This window comes from Solibacillus sp. FSL H8-0523, from assembly GCF_038051985.1.
In the GTDB taxonomy this organism is placed as follows: domain Bacteria; phylum Bacillota; class Bacilli; order Bacillales_A; family Planococcaceae; genus Solibacillus.
On sequence record NZ_CP150291.1, the window covers coordinates 3,028,150 to 3,048,542 of the forward strand.

General features: G+C 38.8%; 16 protein-coding genes. 6 read left to right on the plus strand and 10 right to left on the minus strand.

Annotation, left to right across the window (positions count from 1 at the left end; translation table 11 throughout):
- Positions 1-76: 76 nt before the first annotated feature.
- Positions 77-1,588 (minus strand): DHA2 family efflux MFS transporter permease subunit, encoded by a 1,512-nt coding sequence (locus tag NSQ62_RS15145; RefSeq protein ID WP_341320970.1) that lies wholly within the window; start codon positions 1,586-1,588, stop codon positions 77-79.
- 166 nt (positions 1,589-1,754) lie between these two features.
- On the opposite strand from NSQ62_RS15145, the gene NSQ62_RS15150 reads away from it, so the two are divergent.
- Positions 1,755-2,651: a TetR/AcrR family transcriptional regulator gene (locus NSQ62_RS15150; protein ID WP_341320971.1), complete on the plus strand. Its 897-nt coding sequence runs from the start codon at positions 1,755-1,757 to the stop codon at positions 2,649-2,651.
- 115 nt (positions 2,652-2,766) lie between these two features.
- Here the strand turns inward: NSQ62_RS15150 and NSQ62_RS15155 are convergent, their stop codons facing one another.
- Positions 2,767-4,212 carry a DEAD/DEAH box helicase gene (locus NSQ62_RS15155; protein WP_341320972.1) on the minus strand — a complete coding sequence of 482 codons (1,446 nt, stop codon included), beginning with the start codon at positions 4,210-4,212 and terminating at the stop codon, positions 2,767-2,769.
- 19 nt (positions 4,213-4,231) lie between these two features.
- The gene (locus NSQ62_RS15160; protein ID WP_341320973.1) at positions 4,232-5,125 is read right to left on the minus strand and encodes a LysR family transcriptional regulator; all 894 of its coding nucleotides are present in this window, start codon (positions 5,123-5,125) and stop codon (positions 4,232-4,234) included.
- A 123-nt stretch (positions 5,126-5,248) separates the two neighbouring features.
- Here NSQ62_RS15160 and NSQ62_RS15165 point away from each other — a divergent pair, with 123 nt between their 5' ends.
- The 3 genes from NSQ62_RS15165 (at position 5,249) to NSQ62_RS15175 (ending at position 9,998) form a co-directional block, all read left to right on the plus strand.
- Positions 5,249-6,439: a coenzyme F420-0:L-glutamate ligase gene (locus tag NSQ62_RS15165; RefSeq protein ID WP_341320974.1), complete on the plus strand. Its 1,191-nt coding sequence runs from the start codon at positions 5,249-5,251 to the stop codon at positions 6,437-6,439.
- 186 nt (positions 6,440-6,625) lie between these two features.
- The gene (locus NSQ62_RS15170; RefSeq protein WP_341320975.1) at positions 6,626-8,011 is read left to right on the plus strand and encodes an amino acid permease; all 1,386 of its coding nucleotides are present in this window, start codon (positions 6,626-6,628) and stop codon (positions 8,009-8,011) included.
- A gap of 1,060 nt (positions 8,012-9,071) precedes the next feature.
- Positions 9,072-9,998: an NlpC/P60 family protein gene (locus tag NSQ62_RS15175; protein ID WP_341320976.1), complete on the plus strand. Its 927-nt coding sequence runs from the start codon at positions 9,072-9,074 to the stop codon at positions 9,996-9,998.
- A 99-nt stretch (positions 9,999-10,097) separates the two neighbouring features.
- On the opposite strand, the gene murF (NSQ62_RS15180) is transcribed toward NSQ62_RS15175, so the two are convergent.
- The 4 genes from murF (NSQ62_RS15180) to murF (NSQ62_RS15195) all read right to left on the minus strand — a co-directional run bounded on the left by murF (NSQ62_RS15180) (position 10,098) and on the right by murF (NSQ62_RS15195) (position 14,836).
- Positions 10,098-11,411 (minus strand): UDP-N-acetylmuramoyl-tripeptide--D-alanyl-D-alanine ligase, encoded by a 1,314-nt coding sequence (gene murF / locus NSQ62_RS15180; protein ID WP_341320977.1) that lies wholly within the window; start codon positions 11,409-11,411, stop codon positions 10,098-10,100.
- A 125-nt stretch (positions 11,412-11,536) separates the two neighbouring features.
- Positions 11,537-12,811 (minus strand): YheC/YheD family protein, encoded by a 1,275-nt coding sequence (locus tag NSQ62_RS15185; protein WP_341320978.1) that lies wholly within the window; start codon positions 12,809-12,811, stop codon positions 11,537-11,539.
- Between the two features lie 68 nt (positions 12,812-12,879).
- Entirely contained in the window at positions 12,880-13,317 is a 438-nt protein-coding gene (locus tag NSQ62_RS15190; protein WP_341320979.1) for a hypothetical protein, read from the minus strand.
- Positions 13,318-13,465: 148 nt separating this feature from the next.
- Complete coding sequence (gene murF / locus NSQ62_RS15195) at positions 13,466-14,836, minus strand: UDP-N-acetylmuramoyl-tripeptide--D-alanyl-D-alanine ligase (RefSeq protein WP_341320980.1); 1,371 nt, start codon at positions 14,834-14,836, stop codon at positions 13,466-13,468.
- Between the two features lie 143 nt (positions 14,837-14,979).
- On the opposite strand from murF (NSQ62_RS15195), the gene NSQ62_RS15200 reads away from it, so the two are divergent.
- Complete coding sequence (locus NSQ62_RS15200; RefSeq protein WP_341323948.1) at positions 14,980-16,194, plus strand: ATP-grasp domain-containing protein; 1,215 nt, start codon at positions 14,980-14,982, stop codon at positions 16,192-16,194.
- A 167-nt stretch (positions 16,195-16,361) separates the two neighbouring features.
- Here the strand turns inward: NSQ62_RS15200 and NSQ62_RS15205 are convergent, their stop codons facing one another.
- Complete coding sequence (locus NSQ62_RS15205; protein ID WP_341320981.1) at positions 16,362-18,533, minus strand: YheC/YheD family protein; 2,172 nt, start codon at positions 18,531-18,533, stop codon at positions 16,362-16,364.
- A 25-nt stretch (positions 18,534-18,558) separates the two neighbouring features.
- The gene (locus NSQ62_RS15210; RefSeq protein ID WP_341320982.1) at positions 18,559-18,981 is read right to left on the minus strand and encodes a CotY/CotZ family spore coat protein; all 423 of its coding nucleotides are present in this window, start codon (positions 18,979-18,981) and stop codon (positions 18,559-18,561) included.
- Positions 18,982-19,257: 276 nt separating this feature from the next.
- On the opposite strand from NSQ62_RS15210, the gene NSQ62_RS15215 reads away from it, so the two are divergent.
- On the plus strand, positions 19,258-19,797 hold the full coding sequence (locus NSQ62_RS15215; protein WP_341320983.1) for an ECF transporter S component: 540 nt from the start codon (positions 19,258-19,260) through the stop codon (positions 19,795-19,797).
- 247 nt (positions 19,798-20,044) lie between these two features.
- Here NSQ62_RS15215 and NSQ62_RS15220 read toward each other — a convergent pair whose 3' ends face one another.
- The gene (locus tag NSQ62_RS15220) at positions 20,045-20,314 is read right to left on the minus strand and encodes a hypothetical protein (RefSeq protein ID WP_341320984.1); all 270 of its coding nucleotides are present in this window, start codon (positions 20,312-20,314) and stop codon (positions 20,045-20,047) included.
- Positions 20,315-20,393: the final 79 nt, after the last annotated feature.

Below are 20,393 nucleotides of genomic sequence, written 5' to 3' on the forward strand. Positions count from 1 at the left end.
TATACCCGAATATGGAAAAAGAAAAAACGGTAGAGCTACGAATGCTCTACCGATTTAATATTTATTTTTGTTCTGGCTACTTGCCTGTATAGTCTTCACGTTTTGTAATATCTACACGTTTCATGAATGCCGCTAAAATAAACGCTAGAACCGTAATACCGGCTGCCACGAAGAATGAATAGGTAATCCCATCTAACATGGCCTGTTGTGTAATTTGTTGTTGTAGCTGCGCTAATTGTTCTGCGCTTGGCTGTGCTGCACCAGGAACGGCATTTGCTTGCATATCCGCAACGATTTCAGCTGCGCGAGTTTTTGTATGCGCGTTAAAGATCGTTATTAATACAGCCGTACCAATTGCGCCTGCAACTTGCTGCGCCGTATTGTTCATCGCTGTACCGTGTGCATTTAAACGGTTTGGTAATGCATTTAAACCGTTTGTCATAATTGGCATCATGACCATTGAAATACCCAACATACGAACTGTGTACATCGTAATGATGAATGTATACGTAGAATCAACCTCTAAATAACCAAGTCCAATCGTAGCACCTGTTGCAATCGCTAAACCTGTCATTGCTAAAATACGAGGGCCAAATTTATCGAATAATTTACCCGTAATTGGCGACATAATCCCCATGACAATTGCGCCCGGTAGCATCATCAAGCCTGCTTCAAACGGCTCAATACCACGGATATTTTGTACATAAGCGGGTGTTAAAATCATCCCTGAGAACATCGCTACAGATAATACCATTGAAACTACTGAAGCTAATGCATACGCAGGAAATGTGTAAATACGTAAATCAAGTAATGGTTCCTCTAATTGGAACTGACGGATAACGAACCAAATAATCCCAACCGCACCTACTGCGATTGTGCCCCAAACTTCGATTGCATCCCAGCCAGCAGCACTTGCTGTAGAAAAACCGTATAATAAACCACCAAAGCCGATTGTTGACAATACAAGTGAGAAAATATCAATTTTCGCTGGACGGTTTGGTAAAACATTGTCTAACTTCCAAACTGCTAGTAATAAGGCAATTACAGCAATCGGTAAAATCATTTTGAACAGAACGCTCCAGTCATAATGTTCAACAATCCAACCAGATAATGTTGGTCCAATTGCAGGTGCTAACACCATAACTAAACCAAAAATCCCCATCGCTGTCCCACGTTTTTCAACGGGGAAGCTAATTAACATGACGTTCATTAACAGCGGAGACATTGTCGCTGCCCCTGCCGCTTGAATCATACGGCCTGCTAATAAAAAGCCAAATGATGGTGCAAACGCAGCCATCGCTGTACCCACAACGAAAATCACCATCGATAAAAGGAATAATGAACGCGTTTTAAATTTCGTAATTAAATAAGCGGACGCCGGCACTAAAATACCACTTACCAGCATATATCCTGTTGCCAACCATTGTACGGTTGAAAAGTCCTCAATATCAAATGCCACCATTATTGAAGGTAGTGCTACGTTAAGTAACGTGTTATTTAAAAACGCTACGAATGCCCCAACAAATAATACAGCAATCATTAAATAAGGAGGTTTTTTAAACGTTTTCACGTCTTGAGTTTTTTCCATAAATGAAACCCCTTTTTTCTTGTCAAATGAATAAATATTTTTACACTCGAATCATTTTATACTCATAGTCCAATAAATTCAACTTTTTTATACCGATAGTCCAAAAACGTTGTAGTTTCCATTGTTAAACAGTAAACTATAAGTACAAATTACACGGGGGCATATAATGAATTTACGAAAAAGACAGGTACTCGATGCGGCACTTCAATTATTTACTGAAAAGGGCTTTCATAATACGTCCATTCAAGATATTTTAGGAAAAGCTATGATTTCAAAAGGTACCTTTTATAACTACTTCTCATCAAAAACCGAATGCTTTATGGCTATCCTAGAACAGGTACGCTACGAAGCGAGCTTACGCCGTCACGAATTACTCGATGGCAATGATCCAGCAGATGAAAACGTTTTGATTGAACAAATTATTGTTTTAAGGCAATTGAATAAAGAACAAAATCTTGTGTCCGTTTTTGAAGGGATTTTTCAATCAAATGATATTGAATTGCGGGATGCACTGATGCGTAATCGCTTATTAGAAGTAGAATGGCTGTCCAATCGCTTTATAGATGTATTTGGTGAAGAGGCGTGTCCGTATACACTTGAGTTATCGATTGTATTTTTTGGCATTGTACAGCACTTATCATTAGCACACCGCGCTTTTTATAGTAAATCTGCGGATGTGAAAACAATGGTTTCACTTGCGTTTCGTAATATTAAAGTTATTTTACCCGAAATGCAAAAATCCAATGATGTTTTAATAACAGCAGGTTCTCTACAGCTCATTGATGAAAATACGTACTATCAAACCGTTACAAAAGAAATGATTATCGAAAAACTCGAGGGCTTCTTATCTGAATTACAATATAACGAAACACATGTTATTGGGCTTCAATTTACAAAAACTTTACTGGAAGAGCTCTTACGTAACCCTTTACGTGGGGCAGTCATCGAAGCCTTATTAAAACCATTCCGCGCTGCTTTTTCTAGTTCATCACACGAAGCAGAAGCCATTGAACTTGCCAACATGATCTGGTTTTACATCAAAAATACATTTAACCCAAAATAAAAGCATTCACTTCTAAATTATTAATTCAGAGGTGAATGCTTTTTTTAAAATAAGCAAGTATAAAATTTTACCGTTCTATCCGTGTCTAGGCTAAAAAGGTACTTTGGCACTTTTCTCAGTTTGTACTATTCGAAATATGAACCTTTAATAGCTTACCTTTAACTGGCGTTGTTTTCATTGCTTTTAATACGGCATGGCCTTTACCGTTTAAAATTTCGATAAACGTTGAGGCATCTAAAATTGTAATAATCCCAATATCTGCTGCTGTGATACCTGGAATTTTACAGAGTGTGCCGACAAAATCAACCGCGCGTAATTTTTTCTTTTTCCCACCATTGAAATAAAGCTTCGTAATGTTTGCATCTACTTTTTCATTCTTTTGCTTTTTCTTTTGTGGACGGGCTTGCATTTTTTTCTCAAATGCCTCTGCTTTTGCTGCAACTTCCTGATGCGTAGGTAGTGGAGCCGGTGCAATTTTATAGCCGATATATTCTTCAATGCTTGCTAAAAAGTTATATTCATGTGGCGTTACAAATGTAACAGCCTTCCCTTCTTTTCCGGCACGGCCTGTACGACCTGTACGGTGCACGTATGCCTCTTTTTCAAGTGGAAGGTCAAAGTTGATAACTAGTGAAATATTATCAATATCGATCCCGCGTGCTGCCACGTCTGTTGCAACTAAATAACGGAAATCCCCTCGCTTATAATCATTCATCACCATTAAACGTGTTGATTGCTCCATCCCGCCGTGCAATTGATCGACGCTATACTCACGGTCATATAAATAATCATATACTTCATCAACACGCGCCTTTGTACGACAGAAAATGATACATGTATCTGGATTTTCAACAACGGCTACTTTTTCAAGTGCTGCGAGTTTCGCTTCTTCTGGCACTTCAATCATCGCATGCTCGATTTTTGGTGCTTGCTGCTCTGAATGGACTTCGATATCTAGTGCATTATTTAAATGACGACCTGCAAGGGATTTAATTTCCTCTGGTACCGTCGCAGAAAATAACATCGTCACATGCGGCTCTGTAATATGTGATAAAATCGCCTCAACTTGCTCAACAAAGCCCATATTTAACATTTCATCCGCTTCATCTAAAATCACATAGCGAATTTTATCTAACTTTAATGTCCCTTTTTCAATATGGTCGAGTACGCGGCCTGGTGTTCCTACTGCAACATGTGTTTTTTGCTTTAACTCATCTTGCTGATAACGGAATGGTTGCTTACCATATAATGCGGCTGCTTTTACGCGTTTGTAGCGCCCGATATTTGTAAATTCTTCCTTCACTTGCACGGCTAGCTCACGTGTTGGCGTTAATACTAACGCTTGTGGCTTGTTTTCTAACCAGTCGATATTTTCACAAACCGGAATCGCAAACGCTGCTGTTTTCCCGCTACCTGTTTGAGCTTTGACGATTAAATCTTTGTTCACTAATGCATGTGGTAATACCTTATGTTGCACCTCTGATGGTGTATGGTAATCTAAATCGCTCAGCGCTCGTGTAATTTCTTCTGATAAATTGTATTGTTTAAAGTCGTTTGACATATCGTTTCCTCATTTTCTGTTAATGTATAATCCCTGGTTCGACAATGGCGATAAATTTTTTGGTTGCTTGTGAAATCGGCACGGTTTTTAAATGCACGATGCCAATGTTACGTTTTGGGATTTTTTGTTGTAACTCAATCTCATATAAAAGACCACGCTCAATATAATCCATCGAAAATTCCTTTGTGACACTTGCAATACCCAAATTAATTTTCGCAAATTCTAATACCAAATCATGCGAACCCAGCTCAAACTCTGGTGAAATCGCATACCCTTGTTCCTTTAAATAGCTTTCCACATAGTTGCGTGAATTCGCCTTTTTCTCTAAAAAAATGAGTGGCAACTTCATTAGCATATCGAAACTAATTGGTTTTTTTGTTAAGTTTTTATATTTTTGCCCGCATACAAATATATCATGAATCTCCTTACAAGGTACAACTTGAAGGTGGTCATCCGTTACTGGCAAGTTGCAAATCCCTAAATCTGCTTCCCCTGCTTTGATAAACGTTAAAATTTCACTCGTAGTCCCGTTTAATACTTTTAATTTTATCCCAGGATATCTAATATGAAACGTTTCTAAATATGGTAAGAGGAAATGGCGTGAAATCGTATCACCTACCCCAAGACGTAATTGTCCCGTTTGTAGGTTTTTAAATTCAGCTATTTTTTCTTCCCCTGCATCGAGAATACCTAACGCAGAATTTACATATTCATGTAAAAGTTCGCCTTCATTCGTGAGTGTAACCCCTTTAGGTGTACGATTAAATAGTAAGGTTTCGAGTTCCCTTTCGAGCTTTGAGATTGACTGACTCACTGCTGGCTGTGTCATGTACAGCTCTTTTGCCGCATTTGAAAAGCTTTTATTCCGACTCACTGCATTAAAAATTCGATACAGTTCTAATTTCGCTATCATATAACCACCACTTATATCTGTTATTAGAAATATTAATTTTACTTATATCACATGACTACGTTATAGTAAACCTTGTGAGTTAAAAACAAAACAATAGATGTTTACATATAAGGAGAGATTATTTTGGAACGTGTAGTAGGAACAGTTGTACGAGGTCTTCGTGGCCCAATCATTAACGAAGGTGACGACATTGTACAAATCGTCGTTGATACAGCATTAAATGCATCGAAAGTTGAAGGTTATACAATTGAAAATCGTGACATCGTAACCGTTACAGAATCAGTAGTAGCACGTGCACAAGGGAACTACGCTAAAATTGCAGATATCGCTACGGACGTACAAGCAAAATTCGGTGATGACACTGTTGGGGTCATTTTCCCAATCCTTTCACGTAACCGTTTCTCAAATATTTTAAAAGGGATCGCAAAAGGCACGAAAAAAATCGTTCTTATGTTAAGCTACCCTTCAGATGAAGTAGGAAATCACTTAGTAACATTAGACGAATTAGACGAAAAGGGCATTAACCCTTGGACAGACGTTCTAACAGAAGCTGAATTCCGTGGTCACTTCGGCTATAACAAACATACATTCACTGGTGTTGATTACATTGAATACTACAAAGAATTAATCGAAGAACAAGGCGCTGAAGTAGAAGTGATCTTCTCGAACAACGCAAAAACAATTTTAGATTATACGAAGAGCGTACTAACATGTGATATTCACTCTCGCTTCCGTACAAAACGCTTACTAACGGCTGCTGGTGCAGAAAAAATTTACGGTTTAGATAACATCTTATCTGAATCAGTAAATGGTTCAGGCTTCAACTCAAACTACGGTTTACTAGGCTCTAACAAATCAACAGAAGAAGGCATCAAGTTATTCCCAGACAACTGCCAACCAATCGTTGATGACATCCAAGCGAAAATCTTAGCTGCTACTGGCAAATTAGTAGAAGTGATGATTTACGGTGACGGTGCGTTCAAAGATCCAGTAGGACAAATTTGGGAACTAGCTGACCCAGTTGTATCACCTGCATACACACCAGGTCTTGACGGTACACCGAACGAAATTAAATTAAAATATTTAGCAGATAACGATTTCGCAGCATTATCAGGCGAAGAGTTAAAAGCGGCGATTAAAAATTACATTAACAACAAAGAAGATGATTTAACTGGTCAAATGGCTGCACAAGGTACGACACCTCGTAAGCTGACTGACTTAATCGGTTCTTTATCTGACTTAACTTCTGGTTCTGGTGACAAAGGTACACCAATGATTTACATCCAAGGTTACTTTGATAACTACACAAAATAATACCTTCAACTAGGTGCTTAAATACGCACCTAGTTTTTTATGTCTAATTCCCCTTTTTCATCGTATTTTATTGCTTAAAATCGCAAACTCTTTCTCACTTCAACGCTTCAACCCAATAAAGCGCTTTTATATTCTGAAAATTTATGATATTATTTTGATTATTGATTCAAAGGAATAGGTGTAATTATGAAAAATTTATTAAGAAAAAAGCCAATCGGTGACCTTTTACACAAAAAAGGTACGATGGAGCTTCAAAAAACTATGGGGCCATTTGATTTAATGCTTTTGGGCGTTGGTGCAATCGTCGGAACGGGGATATTCATTCTTCCTGGTACGGTTTCAGCGCAGCATGCGGGACCCGGTATTGTATTCTCATTCATTATCGCAGCCATTGTTTGTGCATTAGCTGCACTCTGTTATTCAGAATTTGCTTCTACGGTTCCTGTAACAGGCAGCGCTTACTCATATAGCTATATTGTATTTGGTGAAATTGTCGCTTGGTTTGTCGGGTGGGCGTTACTACTTGAATACGGCTTAGCAACAGCAGCCGTAGCAACAGGCTGGTCAGGTTATTTTGTTACGTTAATAGAAGGCTTCGGTATTCACTTACCTCAAGCGTTAACAAGTTCATTTAGTATAGAAAACGGCACGTATATTAACTTACCTGCTGTGATTATCATTTTTGTTATCGGCTCTCTTCTATCATTAGGGATGAAGGAATCAACACGCTTCAATGCAATCCTTGTCGCACTAAAAATCAGTGCCGTTTTATTATTCATTATTGTTGGTGTATTTTACGTGAAACCAGAAAACTGGTCACCATTTTTACCATACGGTATGAGTGGCGTATTTACGGGTGCAGCGCTCGTATTCTTTGCTTACTTAGGCTTTGACGCGGTGTCATCAGCTGCCGAGGAAGTAAAAAACCCACAGCGTAATATGCCAATCGGAATTATCGGGTCCTTAGTTATTTGTACGATTCTTTATGTGGCAGTTTCACTTGTCTTAACAGGTATCGTTCCTTATCAGCAACTAAATGTTGCAGATCCAGTAGCCTTTGCGATGAAATTCGTCGAACAAGACTGGGTAGCCGGCTTTATTTCGCTAAGTGCGGTTATTGGGATGTTAACTGTAATGTTAGTTATGATGTATGGTGGCACACGTTTATTACTAGCCTTTTCTCGTGATGGCTTAATGCCAAAAATGTTGAAAGAATTACATCCAAAACGTAAAACCCCGATGAAAAATACATTTATTTTTACAATCGTGATTTCAGTCATTGCCGGTTTAGTTCCACTTGGTACATTAGCTGAAATGGTAAACATGGGGACTTTAATTGCGTTTATCTTCGTGTCAGCAGGCATTCTTTATTTACGTAAAAATAAAGACTTACCAACTGGTGGCTTTAAAGTGCCGTTCTATCCAGTATTACCAATCGTCTCGTTATTATTATGTATTTTCTTAATTAGCCAGCTATCTGTACACACATGGATTGCATGTGGCGTGTGGTTTGTACTCGGCATCATCCTGTACTTCGTGTACGGCAAGAAACATTCCGCTTTAAACGAATAACTTATCTAACGAATCCAGCATTTTTTCTATCTTGAAAAAATGTTGGATTTTTTTATTTGACTAGGAACAAAAGCGCTAAAGGGCCCTTTCAGCCCCGACAAGCTTTGGAGGGTCCGACTAGAAAGTAAACGTTCTACCACTTTCGACGGCGGGACCGAAAAGCTCGAGGGGCTGGCGCTTTAGCCTAGACGTAGATAAAACTTTATGCAAAGTTATCTGCAATGCGATAATCAATAATTTCCTTAACAAGAAGCCAATTCATTACGTGTTATCGCCTACATATGGACATCATTTCTGAATAACTTACACTATCTGTACGAAAGAAAGGAATATGTGACGATGTATCCGTTTAATAATCAACAAGATGATTTCGAGCCCTTCAATTGGCAACAACAACCTGGCTTCTTTCCACCTGGCCCTCCTGGATTCCCTGGATCTTCTAGACCCCCTGGACCTCCTGGCTTTCCGGGACCTTCTGCGCCACCCCCTGGACCTCCTGGGGGTAACATGCAATCCCCTTCACCAATGGGGCCCCCTCCTGAATTCACGCCCGCTATGACAAACTGGCATCCCGGTTCAGGAAATATGCGAAGCTGTTTATACCGCAACACGTATGTTTGGTTAAATAACCGCACTGATTTTTGGTACTTCCCGACATTTGTATCGCGAAATATCATTTTCGGCTTCAGATGGCGCCACCGACTTGGCTGGGTCTATCAGCCATTGAACCCAAACAGCATTCGTTCATTCCAGTGTTTTTAAAAAGAAAAGCGTATTCGCGCCCGTTTAGCTCCTTAATTATAGGGAACGATAAGATGAAAACAAAGTGAGCTTGAACTTTGTTTTCATCTTTTTTGTTTAAATTTTTATCCATGTACCTGCATAATATCCAAATCGCGGTAGTTGAAACATTTGTCATTGAATTGTAATTTACGCTTTTAAACCCACTAGTCACAAGGCATTGGCAGATTCCAAAAATCCATTGGAAACATTTACCTCCAAGAATTATGTATTTTCCATGCTAAAGTCGTAGGTGAAATCAATTTGGAGGTATTCTATTATGAAAAAACGTTTCTTAACAACGGTTGCATTAGCAATTGGCTTTAGTTCGTTATCTGCGCTCCCTGCAACTATCGAACCCACAACTGTACATGCAGCAACTGTTCAAAATAATAATCAGGCTGTCGCTTTGAAGGCCAATCAACTAATCAATACCGCAAAAGGTTTAATTGGAAAAGCCACATACAGTAGTACTATTTATAAATCGACTGCGCCTTATAAATTTTCATGTGCCACATTCTTAATGTATATATTTGAGAAAAATGGTGTTGATTTAGCAACTTATAATGAAGACTATATGATCAAGCAAGGTACATATGTGCCACGTAGCCAGCTCCAAAAAGGGGATTTAGTTTTCTTTAAAAGCAAAAAAACAGGGACAGACCCCGATCATGTTGGGATGTACATCGGCAATAACAAAATCATTCATATGGCCGATTCTAAACAAAATATCGTGATTTCTGATTTAAATAGTAAGCCGTATTACAAAGAAAATTATGTAACCGCGCGTCGTGTACTTCCTTCGCTAATGAGTGCAAATCCTGCAACAAAAGGTGATAAAATCGTTGAAAAAGCATACGCTACGAAAAATAGTGCGAAAATTGGTTCTATCAATAACGATGCTTCATTACGATTTACTACAGGTGGTTTTATTGAATATACGTACCGTAAAAACGGTGTATCATTGAATACAAAAACGATTAGTGCACAAATGAAGCTTGGTACTGCTGTTTCAAAGGCCAACCTAAAAAAAGGTGATTTAGTATTCTTCAACAGTAAGAAGGGCTCTAAAATTCCAACGCAAGTAGCCATTTATGCAGGCGACCACCGTTTAATCATTCCAACAACTAGTGGTGTGATTACGCGTGTACTATTAGTAGACTATTATAAAGATCATTACATTACCGCTAGACGTGTCATGAAGTAACCTTGGCACATCGTTTATCCAAAGACAAAAGCTCTATCACTCGGACAAGATGTCGTGTGTGATAGAGCTTTTTTGTATGAATCAGTTTTACCATTTACCTTACTCGCTACTTTTCAATTGTTTGGCAAAATGTATCATGGCTCGACTCGACATGGGTCCTTTTATCAATAGTATGGACTGTGCATCTAATTGCGGCTTCAACAGTTCATATACCCCTTGAACATCCTTAAACATATACACTTGTGCTGTTGTCCCATCTGCAAGTGCTTGTTTGGCAATATGGGCTGCTTTTGATCCAACCGTAATTAAGGTGTGAATAGGATAAGTAGCGACTAAACTGCCTAACTCGCTGTGATATTTTTTTTCGAATTGTCCAAGTCTTTTAATATCCCCTAATACTAAATAGCGCTTCTTCCCTTTACCGATTGCATCGATTACCTTTAATGCGGCTTCTACAGATGTTGGGTTATTGGTCCATGTATCATCGATGATTGTGCTTCCTCCTAACCCTGTAGAAAACTGCAAATGTCGCTCCATTTGTTTGAATGTCCTTAAGTGCATAATCGCCCTTTGTATAGAGAATCCTAGCTCCTGAATGACCGCCAAAACGGCAAGTACATTATACACTTGGTGTTCCCCGTAACCTGGAATATAGGCATTGTACGTTTGATTGTTTACATGCACCTGAAATTTCATGCCCTTCGCTGCAAATTCAATATTTGTTGCGGTAATATGTGCCTCATTGTGAAGACCAAATGTAATCACTTTGTTTTTGTACGTGTCTATCGGGAGTTTTTTTGTATTTTCATCATCCGCATTGATTATTAACGTGCCACCAGCGCGAATGCCCTGTAAAATTTCTCCCTTCGCTTGAATGTAGCCATTTAAATCTTTACAGCCATCTAAATGATGCACACCGATGTTTGTAATGACACCAATTGTTGGCTGGTATACACGACATTGATGGCTAATGTTGCCCGAATTGCCTAAACCTAATTCGAATACTGCTGCTTTCGTCTCGTCTTCAATGCCAAGTAAATACCCTAGCGACTGACGTGGCTCGTTAATACTGCTGATCGATGTTTGAACCAACATGTCTTTGCTTAAAATGTGTTTCAGCATTTCTTTTGTCGTTGTCTTACCGCAAGTTCCTGTAATCGCAACAACCGGGATTTCAAACAAGTTCCGGTAGTACGTACAAAAATCCCAGTATGCCTGTAACGTATTGCGCACGTGAATAACAGTTATGTGAGCTGGCGCATCCTTTAGCTGTTCTATTCCTTTATCTGAAACAAGCACAGTCGATATCTTAGCTTTTAATGCGCCCCAGTTCACTTCGTCACTTTTGCGAACAAAAACAAGCGTATTCGGTGCGATTAATGCTTGCGAATCATAGTACATTACCTGCTTCACATCCCCTGTTTCTGTTCCGCTAATTAATTGCCCTCCTAGCAATTGGCGAATGGTTTTTACATGTAAAGCTCGGATAAAATCGCCCCCTTATCATAGAATATGAAAGTTCATTCAAATTTCTTAGGTCATCGATTCATACGTATATACTCCAGTACTGTATTGTACATCGCGGGCTCTTCTAAATTTTTAAAAAGCGACAAATCCGGTACATAATTCCCTTCAAGTATCCAAATCTGACCAAAGTTCGTTACGGCAACGTCAAAGCCAATGATTTTTCGTTCTGTAGGTTCATCAAGCAATTTAGATGCCGCTATACACATGCGATCCATACGCTTATCAAGTCTTCGATGGAATAATGAAAGTACCGTAGACTGTTTTAATGCTATGGGCAATGGCAAAACGGCCTCTACTGCATTCGTTACAAAAAAGTGAGGCCCAGCCACCTTCACAACTTTGCCGGTTACATGCCAATCATTTTTTGCCTTTTGTGTCATGACCCGTATATCAGAGAAACGCTGATTAATCGTTGCTAAGGCAATGCCCCGTTGAATAATGTAGTTATTTTCAATGGCCACATGTTTCCGAATATGTTCAGATACTTGCCCGATACCCTGTATCATCCATTTTTGTCGCCCTATCTGAATCTCATAACTTCGCCTATTCATTTTAGAAATTTTTATAATTCCTTTTCCTTGTTGTCCATTGCAAGGCTTTAAAAATACAAGTGGATATTTCTTTAAATATTGAGTAAATGTTGCTCGCGTTAGTAAATCGGTTTGTGGCATGTATTTCGCTATGCTTTGATATTGATTCCATTTGCTGACTGAGAAATGCAAAAATGAATCAGTAATCGCTACATCCCCTGCAAGGGTAAATGACAACTCTATTACAATGGATTCACAAAGCGGATAAAATGGTCCTAGTTGCTCCGCTGCCATAAGCGCTAATTTTTTCAACCTTGCTTGATGCATGAAATAAGCAAGCGCTTCTATAACGTTACTTGTTTGTTTTGACGAAGCCGTAACATACCAATGTCCATTACGTTTGTGAACGGTTATAAACCGGCGAAAGCTTTTTTTAGTAAGATGTGTTGAATTAAGTTGCGGTTGCATAACATAATTTCTATCACCTATAACTTGTTGAATCGATTCATAAAGACGCGTGCCCTCTAGCCCTTCAATTGTTTCTAAATTTGTTCTTACACGGAACTTCCCTTGCTGTTTTTCCACAAAAATGGAATCCATTCCGGTGATCGGTTTTAGAATGATTTTATTTGTACTTTTCAACATGGAAAACAGCGTAGCTTTTGAAAATCGTTCAGTCACCACTACATACGGACTTAGTTGTTCCTGCTGCATCAGAATTTTATATTGGCCAATTCTCCCCCTTATCACATGCATGATGGCTTCCCCCAATACATTTGATAAAATGAACTGTCCAGAGTTACCTTTTGGACAGTTCTCTACGTCTAACTTTGACAGCCTACTGCAACAATCGATCCTTGTTCAACCTGAACTGTACCGCCTTGATTAAAGAATTCTGTAATGACGAAGCTTTGAACTAAATCATTCTCAGCCGTTGCTACTTGATCCCTAAATACTGCTACAAATGAATATTGTGTCATGCCAACCAGTCCTGTACCTTGAACCGTTACAACACAGTTCTGGCCTTCTCTTCTACATGTCACATCAGTAATTTCATTCGCTGTGAATAAAAAATTATAACGATTTGGTGTTTCGGTATCTTCAAATCGTAGTGAAAGTGTAGAAGTATTAAGCGTAGAAATACATACATTTGCACGGTACGTTAAATTACCAGTGATATTTCCACGAACCCCGTTGATCCTAACATTGACCCTTCTGGCAAAAGCATTTACTTGAACACCACATGGACAAATTCCTCCCATTGTTCTCCCTCCCTTCCTGTAAGATTAATACATTATATTCATATAATATTGAAGCTGCTTGTGTATTTGCCACTAATGGTTCTATTGCCCACATGCGTGTCCTGTATAAATGTTTTATTGATTTCCCATAAAAGCTCATAACCAAATCCTATTTTTTCTTTAGTTTCGTTGCTAATTCAAACATCGTTTTACTATACATATCTCCCTTAATCAAAATAATCGTATTGGGATTCATTTCATTTTTTAATAATTCGTAGGCGAGCACACTATTATTAAAACGATATACTGGTGCTTGTATGCCTAGCGCGAGTGCGTGGTCTGCTAGTATTTTTGCATGCTCTCCCACTGTAATGAGTAGATCTACGCCTTTTTCCTTTACAAGCTCTGCAGCTTTTTTATGAATATACGTCCCCCATGAACCAACATCGGTAATCGTCCCAATTACTGCAATCCGTTTTTTTTCCTTAGCGAGCGCATTTAAAACATTCAGTCCCGCCTCTAAAGAAGTGGTTGTAATGCTCCACGTATCGTCTAGCAGGAGTGCGCCATTTTGCCCTTCAACCAATTGCAATTGCTTATTGAGTGGTCTGAAACTTTGCAGCTGTTTTGCAGCTTGCGGAATCGTTAATCCGATTTCAGTAACCGCCGCAATAGCTGCTAAAGCATTCAATACTTGATGCTCTCCAAAACCTGGTACATAAATTGGATGTTGCTGCCCTTTATGAACAACTGTAAATGCCATCCCGTTTATACTGTATTGAATATTTTTTGCCACAAACTCATTGGCGTCGTCTGTACCAATTGTTATCATTTTGCCGTTAAATTTAGAGAAATCGATTTTACGCGTATTTAGATCCCCCGCGTTGATAATTAACACGCCACCATCCAATATGTCTAACATCTCTGCTTTTGCCTCAATATAGCCTTCTAATGTTTTACAATAATTGAGATGGTGTTCGCCAATGTTTGTAATAATGCCTATTGTTGGCTTGAAATACTTTCCTGCTTTCAATAAATCCCCCGGTCCCCCTACAGCCGTTTCAAAAACGGCAGCCTCAGTATCTTCTTCAATACTCAATAAATATGGAAAATGAGCCGTTCTAGAATTCGTACTAAACTGTGTTGCCGTTACTTTTTTATAGGGCGTTACGATATGCTTAATCATTTCCTTTGTTGTTGTTTTCCCTGCCGTCCCTGTAATCGCCACAACCGGTAGCTGAAATTGTGCGCGGTAAAAGCGAATAAATTTCCATAAAGCTTCTTCTGAATGTTTGACGTTGATGATTGTCACGCCACTTGGAAGCTCTTTTGTTTGATAAGGCCACTCTGTTACTAATACAAGCGGAAAAAAGGAAACTAAATTTGTCCAGTTCATAATGCGTTTTTCAATAAATAAAACCGTATTCGGATGCTTCACTTGCCTTAACCGATAAGCCCCGTGCCCAATCTGAACAGCTGGGCCATGTGTATGCTGACCTGAAATAATGGTGCATAATGTTTCAACGGATATTGGCTTCATCTCATGTTTCACCCTCCTTTCCCTCTTAGCATATGTACACAATCAGTTCACTACGTAGTTATTTGTATTACATAGGATGGATAACCAGAGAAAAATCCGTTCTCGCCATACATTTAAGAGGAGGTACATCCTTATGAATGGAGGTGAATGAATTGAAAACCATTATATTTATTGGAACAAATAAGTCCGGATCAAGTAGAGAGGCGACGAAAGCAGCTGAAAAATTAGGCTATTTTACCGTTCTCTTCACAAGTAATGAACGGCAATTTGAACAGCGAACAGAATACGAGGAGATTCATAAAATGACCATACTGGATACAACCAATATAGAGCAAATGAAATCGGAAATTACAAAGCTTCAAGAATTAGGCTTTGATATTAAACTGATTGTTAGTTTTGTTGATCCATATGTGCATGTTGCAGCGTTACTATGCGAACAATTTTGCCAAAATCTCACCTCCACAAGGGCCATCGAAATCATGGAAGATAAGGAACAAACACGAACATTTTTGTTAAACAAATCCTATTCTCCACAATTTACCGTCCTCGGACCAGCTGAACAACTAACAGGCAAAGTGACCTTTCCACTCATTATCAAATCTCCCAAATCAACGGGATCCAAGGATGTCTTGTTTGCCTCGGACAACAAAGAATTACACAAGCATCTCACAACACTTCGCAACAAATATCCAACTGAACCCATCATTACGGAGGAATATTTAAAGGGAGAGCAATATTTAGTCGAAGTAATTGTACACAACCATCAGCCTCAGATTATCGCTGTCATCAGGCAAGATATTACAAAGGGGAAACGATTCATTATTACAGGCTACCAACTATTTTCAACGGTACCTCCTAAGTTGTTAGAAAGTCTTAACACACTTTGTCAATCACTCGTCGAAACCTTTGAACTGAAAACAGGGGCATTTCATATTGAATTGCGTCTAACGAATAGCGGTTGGAAACTGATTGAAATTAACCCACGTATTTCAGGTGGCGCAATGAACAAGATGATTGAAGCGGCATTTGGGTTTAACTTAGTCGAACAAACATTAAAACTTTACCTCGGAGATGAACCGGATTTTACACCAAAGCATAATGATTACGTCTATACAAAACATTTAATCGTCCATCACAAAGGTATTTTAGAAAAGGTAACCGGCAAGCAACGCGCGTTAAAATGCCCTGGTATTTATGATGTGTATGTGAAGCCCAAAAAAGGAACGATACTCATTCCCCCATTATCGATGGGCCACCGCTATGCGTATATCATCGCGCAAGGGGCAACATTAAAAGAAGCGGTTGCACGAGCAAACCGTGCAGCAAGTGAAATTAGATTTCATATGCGCAGGCTGTAAGAAAAGCGCATTCTCGCCCTTTAAGCCCAAGAAACATTGGAGACCCGATGCAAAAGTAAACGCTCCACCACTTTTGCAAGAGGGTTCGAAATGTTGCGAGGGGCTGGCGCGAATGCCTAGACAAAAAGGCTTTACGAAAAGTATTTCACTTTCCGTAAAGCCTCTTTTTATGCTTTAAATTGGCGATCTAAAAATTGCACGGTCTCAAACATATTTGTTTTACTCGCACCCTTTATTAAAATCGTATCCCCTTTTTTCACAAGCCCTTTTAAAAATGTATGCAACGCCTCTTTATTAATAAAATGCTGAATGTTCGCTCGTGCTAACCCATTTCGCTGTGCAGCATCTCCAATTTCCTCTGTTCGAAAACCGTAAGTAACTAATTGGTCGATTTTTTTCGCAGCGATATAAGCACCCAGTTTGCGATATTCTTCCTCCCGTAAATCTCCAAGCTCACGCATCTGCCCAATAAGTGCGATTTTTCGCCCCTTCCCAACCTCACAGAGCACATCAAGTGCAGCGCGAACACCTTGTGGATGAGAATGCACCGTATCATCAATGAGTAAAATATCATCTCGACAATGATAGAGGGTTAACCGGCGTGGTGGTTTTTTAAACACTAACCCCGCTTTAATTTCCTCCGGAGAAAAGCCTAATTGATCGGCTACAGCAACCGCACAAAGCGCATTATAGACATGATGCTCACCTAAAATCGGAATGTACACCGAGATTTCTTGATTTCGTAGTTTCATGTTAAACGCCATGCCCTCCTGTTGATACCTGACATGGCTAGCCATATAATCCGCCTTTTGGTGAATACCGACTGTTTTAATTGTTCCTTTAAATTGATTGGTGAGTAGCCATTTCGAGTTCGCATCATCGCTATTTAAAATTAAGTAACCTTGTTGATCCATCCCTTGAATAAGCTCAGATTTTGCTTTTGCCACTCCCTTAATATCCCCATCAAAATTGCCGACGTGCGCTAAGCCAATGTTTGTGACGACACTAATATTCGGTTGAATGATACTACAGTGATTTTTGATGACACCAGGATAAGCCATGCCATACTCTAGTACAACTGCCTTATGCGAATCATCAATAAGTTCCTTATGCTTTTTCGTGTGCTCGGTCGTATTCCAATAATCCTTCGATTCAAAAATTGTCCATTTCTTCGATAAAATCGAGGCAATAAATGCTTTTGTCGTTGTTTTACCAGCACTTCCTGTAATCGCGATGATTGGTCGATCGTTCGCTTTCACGGCTAATGCACGCCCCTTTACCTGTTCTATTTGTGCCTTTACCTCCGCTGAATGCTGCGCGAGGTAATTAGCATACTGAAGCGTATGTTTGACAACATCAAGTTCTAAATAAAAGGCAGGTGGACATCCCGGTCGCCAGTTCACTTCATAAATCCACAGCTTGCCATTTTCATCTAGGCCCACATCAATCCCGATTTCATCGATGACTTCATCAAATTTAATCATTTGGATTTCGTCTAAATGCCGCGCTAGCGACAAGCCGAAATGCTCTAACATTCGCTTTATATTAAAGGCTTCTTCTTTAAATTCCAGCTGCAAAAAAGGCTCCAAATAATTCGTAAAGCCCCCATTATTAATATTTGGAATAATCGAACCATGTGGCGCTACACGAGGGTAAACCGTCGTAATGACCCACTGACCCTCCCCATTTTTCTGAACGTGAATTCGAAAATCAAACACTTGCCCATTTTTCATCGTCGATTGAATATACGGTTGTACGATGAAGGACTCTTCTGTTAATTGTTGCTGTAAAAACGAATCGAGCTGCGCTTTTGATAATGTTTGCCTAGTGGAATCCTTTTGCACCTCATAGCCATTCACTAATTTTGAAATAAAATAAATACCTTTGCCTTTTCGTCCTTCAACGGGTTTAAATACCAATTTTTTATACATTTGAATTTGTTCATAAAATTGTTTTACTCGTTTAATATTAGTCGTTGGAATTAAATAGTTTGCAAATTCCTTTGCCTCGATTAAGCGCTTGGTAATGTTCAATTTGTTGCCAATGGAATTCGTTGTAAATGGAATTTCACTTCGTAATTGCTTGATGATATTCCTAGATATAGCTAATTTTTCTGGACTACCCGCGTTATAAATGACATCTGGAAATGACACATTCTTTTCTTGCCAAACCCCATTTTCTAACACTTTCGCTTGAATTGTTCGCGTCGTGAAATTGACCGCTCTTGGTGTAAAATAAAAAAAATCCAGTCCCTCCGCCTTTGCTACTGCAGCAAACGCATAAGATTTCAATACGGTATCTGGATTTTTTCGATGATGCAACATGCCGATTGTTGTCACTCGTTATACACTCCCTTTACACTTGTTACCATTTTGACTCGATATAAAATTTTCCGCCTAACAATGCTGGTTCTAACAGTTGGACAGCTAACATCGAACGCATATCTATTGTCAATTTTGCTTCTGTTTTCTCTAAGCGCATCACATCTTGCATGATATTTGTATCTTTATCATCTAAATCAAATGCGCGTAATAGCGTTAGCGTGACGTGTGATTTTTCAATTGCTTCGATTCGGAAATAACTTGTTTCGGTATGTGTTTTTGGATTAATGACGGTAAATGGTTTGCATTCTTTTGTCATGAAATAAAATGGGATCGTATCACTTCCGACTATTTTCAAAAATAGATGACCGTAATACTTTGACCAAGAGTTGGCAAGTAAGTCTTGCAAGTGTTTCAAATCAAAAAGTGCGTCATACAGCCCATTGCGCATGTTTTCATCCTTCACAACCCTTCTCCCTTCCTACTTGGTCCTTCGCATCTACCTCTGACAAATTACTTCTATCTACGATATGAACAACCTTAAAAGTTGGCGATAGACATTGCCTAGTTGTTCAAAATTCCTGTGTATTTTCGTTTTAAAAAATGACATCCGCTTAAACTGACCTCTTTACATTTACCATTTTTGGTACTTTTAAAGGGCTCAAAGGTTTGCTAAGGTTATCAGTATTCGCGAACACGTTTAAATTTCAGCTGAAACAATAACATTTTAAGGGAGTATCAAATGGAAAATATAGTTACTTCGGTAAATTCTAAGAACAAAACATTTCAGATCATTTTATCAGCTATGCTTATTTCACTTGTTTTTGTTTCGACATTATTTTTAAACATTCGATTACCTATTGCCGCAAATGGTGGCTTAGTACATTTAGGCTCAGCAATGCTTTTTATCATTTCGATTATTTTTGGGCCAAAAAAAGGAGCGATTGCAGGGGCATTCGGGATGGGGCTATTTGATTTGGTGTCAGGCTGGACGCTTTGGGCACCATTTACATTTATCGCCCGGGGATTACAGGGCTATGTGATTGGGAAAATTGCTTGGTCATTTCATCGTCAAGGAAATTATGTTCTACTAAATAATTTTGCAATTATTATTTCGATTCCGGTTATGCTAACGGGCTATTATATTTGTGAGGCCATTCTTTTCCAAAGTTGGATCATCCCATTTGCATCGATTCCAGGTAATTTAGTTCAAAATACGGTTGGGCTTTTGATTGCCATTCCGGTTTGCATTATGTTGAAGAAGCTACCTCTTTTCAAGTAAATCATTAAGGATTCACCGTATTTTATACGTGATTTCATTCATGAAGGCCTATGATGAATTCTTGTTAAAGTACGCTCAAATCGTTGCGATCATTGACTTTTCATTATAATGCATAAAAAGATGCATAAATAACGTTCATACAAATAGCCACGAAACGTTTGTGTAAAAACGTTTGTGGCTCTTTGGCGTGTTCCCAAACTTTTATTTGGGAACGTTATTCTAATTAGGTTTGTATATTTAATATAGATTACTTTGATGATGTAGAAATAGGTGACGTTTGTTTTTCCCAATCAGTTGGTCCCTCATTTGGTTCAATATACTTTCTCCAATACTCTCCATTTTTCTTATCAAAAATAATAATATTACTGTCATTTGGTGAGATTAACTCATACCTAAATTGCTCGTTAGATGTTTTATTGACGGATTTAGATTTTAAAGATTGCGAAATAAAAAAAGAACCTAAAAGAATGCATATTCCCAAGAAAATAATAGATATAGACGTTAAGTGTTTCTTCATCTAAGGACCACCTTTTAACATAATTACTTTATTATACTATTTTATATAACCTTCCCAAAGCGTTGTTGAACTGCACCCC

What these genes read in the sequence shown, in the direction of transcription:
- NSQ62_RS15215 (WP_341320983.1), top strand. Translation starts at nt 19,258, where the DNA reads ATGGAAAATATAGTTACTTCGGTAAATTCTAAGAACAAAACATTTCAG.
- NSQ62_RS15155 (WP_341320972.1), bottom strand. Translation starts at nt 4,212, where the DNA reads ATGTCAAACGACTTTAAACAATACAATTTATCAGAAGAAATTACACGA.
- NSQ62_RS15170 (WP_341320975.1), top strand. Translation starts at nt 6,626, where the DNA reads ATGAAAAATTTATTAAGAAAAAAGCCAATCGGTGACCTTTTACACAAA.
- NSQ62_RS15150 (WP_341320971.1), top strand. Translation starts at nt 1,755, where the DNA reads ATGAATTTACGAAAAAGACAGGTACTCGATGCGGCACTTCAATTATTT.
- NSQ62_RS15145 (WP_341320970.1), bottom strand. Translation starts at nt 1,588, where the DNA reads ATGGAAAAAACTCAAGACGTGAAAACGTTTAAAAAACCTCCTTATTTA.
- NSQ62_RS15190 (WP_341320979.1), bottom strand. Translation starts at nt 13,317, where the DNA reads ATGGGAGGAATTTGTCCATGTGGTGTTCAAGTAAATGCTTTTGCCAGA.
- murF (WP_341320980.1), bottom strand. Translation starts at nt 14,836, where the DNA reads ATGAAGCCAATATCCGTTGAAACATTATGCACCATTATTTCAGGTCAG.
- NSQ62_RS15220 (WP_341320984.1), bottom strand. Translation starts at nt 20,314, where the DNA reads ATGAAGAAACACTTAACGTCTATATCTATTATTTTCTTGGGAATATGC.
- NSQ62_RS15185 (WP_341320978.1), bottom strand. Translation starts at nt 12,811, where the DNA reads ATGCATGTGATAAGGGGGAGAATTGGCCAATATAAAATTCTGATGCAG.
- NSQ62_RS15160 (WP_341320973.1), bottom strand. Translation starts at nt 5,125, where the DNA reads ATGATAGCGAAATTAGAACTGTATCGAATTTTTAATGCAGTGAGTCGG.
- NSQ62_RS15175 (WP_341320976.1), top strand. Translation starts at nt 9,072, where the DNA reads ATGAAAAAACGTTTCTTAACAACGGTTGCATTAGCAATTGGCTTTAGT.